The organism is Streptomyces sp. AF1A, from assembly GCF_047340315.1.
Taxonomy (GTDB): Bacteria; Actinomycetota; Actinomycetes; order Streptomycetales; family Streptomycetaceae; genus Streptomyces.
On sequence record NZ_JBLEBI010000330.1, the window covers coordinates 1 to 3,246 of the forward strand.

Sequence of the window (3,246 nt, forward strand, 5' to 3'; positions counted from 1 at the left end):
CTCGCTCGGCGTGTCCACCGGCTATCCGGTGCTCGGCGCCGCCCTGCTGGTCGTCGGCGTCGGCGCGGGCCTGTCCTTCACGGTCACCGCCGACGTGATCCTCTCCAGCGTGCCCAGGGACCAGGCCGGCGCCGCCTCGGCGGTCTCCGAAACGGCGTACGAACTGGGCGCGGCGCTGGGCATCGCCCTGCTCGGCTCCATCGTGACCGGCGTCTACCGCGGCTTCACCGGCCCGGCCGGCACCCCGCCGCGGGCCCACGAGTCACTGGGTGCGGCCGTGGAGGCGTCGGCGGCCATGGCCCCGCACCGCGCCGAGGCCCTCCTCGGCGCGGCCCGCGACTCCTTCGTCCACGGCCTCCACCTGGCCTGCGGCGCGGGGGCGGCGGTGCTGCTGGGCACGGCGGCGGTGGCGTGGTTCCTGCTGAGGGGACAGCGGCTGGACGGCGCGGGCTGAGGCGCGAGTCCGGCGCCGTCACCTCTTGTACCCGAGCACCGTCATCATGCCGCTCTCCGAGTGGTACTGGTTGTGGCAGTGCAGCATCCACAGCCCCGGGTTGTCGCAGTCGAACTCGAGCACCAGCTTCCGGTGCGGCAGCACCACCGCGGTGTCCTTGCGCGCGCCGGCCGAGTCCAGTCCCTTGACCGCGAACGTGTGCCCGTGCAGGTGCATCGGATGCCACATGTCGGTGGCGTTGATGAGGGTGAGCTTCACGCGTTCGCCCTGGTGGACCGGGTGCCGTTGGCGCACCGAGTAGGCCATGTGGTCGAAGCCCCAGTCGAACTTCTTCATGGTGCCGGTGATCCTGATGCGGATCTCGCGGTCGACCTTGCGGTCGGGCAGGGCCACGGAGTCGTCCGGCTCCAGGCGCCGGGCCGGCACGATGTCGCCGTCGAGCTCGTCCGGGCGGACGTTCGCTGGCGGAAGGTTTCTTCCGTTGTCGGTGCGGAGCACGGCGAGCGCCCGCCCCTTCTTGCCCTCGGCCTCCGCGACCAGCGGGAAGACGCCGTCCTCGGCGGTGACCAGGACGTCGTAGCGCTCCGACATGCCGATCAGCAGGCCGTCGGTCTCCTTGTGCTTCACCGGGTAGCCGTCGGTGTGCGTGACCGTCATGGTGTGGCCGCCGAGCGCGACCCGGAAGGCGGTCTCCGAACCGGCGTTGATGAGGCGCAGCCGGATGCGCTCGCCCTTGCGGCAGCGGAACACCGAGGGACTGGTGGGCAGGCGGCCGTTGGCGAGGTAGTACGGGTAGTCGACGCTGCCGCCCTCGCTGTGCAGGATGCTGCTGCGGGAGCCGTGCATCACCCGGGAGGGGCCCGTGTACTTCTTGGCCGGCGACGCCTTGGCGCCGCCCTGCCCGCTCGGACTCGGGTGGCCGCTCTGGTGGCTGTTCCCGGGGCCCATGGCCATGCCTCTCATGTCCATGCCGCCCGAGCCGGGCTTGAGCTGTTCGAGCACCCGGTCGGGGGTGGAGCCGTCCACGCCGTCGAGCCAGTCGTCGAGGACGACGATCCACTCCTTGTCGTAGCGCAGGGGCTCCTTGGGGTCGTCGACGACGAGCGGCGCGTACAGCGCCCGGTCGGGCTGCATGCCGACGTGGGAGTGGAACAGGTAGGTGCCCGGGTGCTTGACGGTGAACCGGTACACGAAGTCGGCCCCGGCGGGGATGGCCCGCTGGGTCAGGTCCGGGACGCCGTCCATGTCGCAGCGCAGCCGCACTCCGTGGGAGTGCAGGGTGGTGGTGTCGGGCAGCCGGTTGGCCAGTGTCAGATCGAGCACGTCACCGGCGGTGACGCGGACCAGCGGGCCGGGCACCGTCTCGTTGTACGCCCAGGTGCGCACCGCCCGCCCGCCCAGGTCCAGCCTGGACTCGGCGGCGGTGAACCTGAGCGTGTGCACGCGGCCCGCCCCGCGTCTGCGCTCGGCGGCGAGCACCTCCGGATCCGAGGGGTTGATGTACCCCCGGGGTCCGGGCGGGGCGAAGTTCCCCTCCAGCCCCGCGCCGCGGAGGGCGGAGCGGGGTGGCTCGGAGCCGGAACTGGTGCAGGCCGACAGGAGTCCCGCACCGGCGGCAGCGAGCGGGGCACGTAGGATGGTTCGCCGCGAAGGTGTATCCATGTCTGAATAAGACATGTTGTGTGCTCATATGCGCGGGAGGCTAGGCGTGGCGTCCCGTGTGTCGGGGGCAGATTCCACCGGCAGGCGGACGGGCGCGGCCCGCGCCCGCCCGTTCGGCAGCGATTTTCAGGCGGCCTTCGCCTTCGTGGCGTACATGTCCACGTACTCCTGCCCGGACAGCCGCATGACCTCCGCCATCACGGAGTCGGTGACCGCCCGCAGCACGTAGCGGTCGCGGTCCATGCCGTCGTACCGGGAGAACTCCATGGCCTGGCCGAAGCGGACGGTCACCTTGCCGGGCCGCGGGATGCCCCGGCCGCCGGGCTGCAGCTTGTCGGTGCCGATCATGGCGAACGGCACGACCGGCGCGCCGGTCATCAGGGTCAGCCGCGCGATGCCGGTGCGTCCCCGGTACAGCCGGCCGTCGGGCGAGCGGGTGCCCTCGGGGTAGATCCCGAAGATCTTCCCCTCCTCCAGAATGCGCCGCCCGGTCATCAGGGCGGCCACGCCGCCGTTCGCGCCGTCCCGGTCCACCGGGATCATGCCGACGCCGGTGAAGAACCACGCCATCAGGCGGCCCTTGACGCCTTTGCCGGTGACGTACTCGTCCTTGCCGATGAAGTACACCTGCCGCTTGGTGACGAGCGGCAGCACGATCGAGTCGATGAACGTCAGATGATTTCCGGCCAGGATCACCGGGCCGTCCCCGGGGATGTGCTCCACGCCCTCCACCTGTGGGCGGAACATCAGGCGCATGATCGGTCCGAGCACTGCCTTGATGAGCGCGAAGCGGGACAACGGGTCCTCCGATGTCGAGGGGGGCGATATGTGTCTGTGCAGGTGAGGACATTACTCGCGGCTTTGGGGGAAGCGCACATCGGGTACGCGCGGTTCGCCGAGGTCTTACGAACTGTTGACGCGTGTTTACCTGCGGTGGCGCGCCGGAGACGGTGTGCGACGCCCGTGCGGCGGTGTGACGGACATCGCTCGTGTGGCCGCCTCCTCAGGTGGTCCCGGCTCCCGCCCCCAAGGCGCCACACGGCGTCGTCCGGGAGTTCCGGAACACGTATCCCTCCCGTTGCGCGCACCCCCGACCATCGGTGCGGCAGGAGGACGTGCATGGGCAGCGA

Annotated in this window: 2 protein-coding genes and 1 pseudogene; 1 reads left to right on the forward strand and 2 read right to left on the reverse strand. The window is 70.9% G+C overall.

Going from position 1 to position 3,246, the window contains the following annotated elements; all coding sequences use genetic code 11:
* Window positions 1-454, forward strand: a pseudogene (locus ACLU3S_RS36460) (MFS transporter); the annotation flags it as partial.
* A gap of 18 nt (window positions 455-472) precedes the next feature.
* Here ACLU3S_RS36460 and ACLU3S_RS36465 read toward each other — a convergent pair.
* Both ACLU3S_RS36465 and ACLU3S_RS36470 read right to left on the reverse strand, forming a co-directional pair.
* Window positions 473-2,116, reverse strand: coding sequence for a multicopper oxidase family protein (locus ACLU3S_RS36465; RefSeq protein ID WP_413956265.1), 1,644 nt, complete (start codon window positions 2,114-2,116; stop codon window positions 473-475).
* Between the two features lie 126 nt (window positions 2,117-2,242).
* On the reverse strand, window positions 2,243-2,872 hold the full coding sequence (locus ACLU3S_RS36470; RefSeq protein WP_413956266.1) for a lysophospholipid acyltransferase family protein: 630 nt from the start codon (window positions 2,870-2,872) through the stop codon (window positions 2,243-2,245).
* Window positions 2,873-3,246 lie beyond the last annotated feature (374 nt).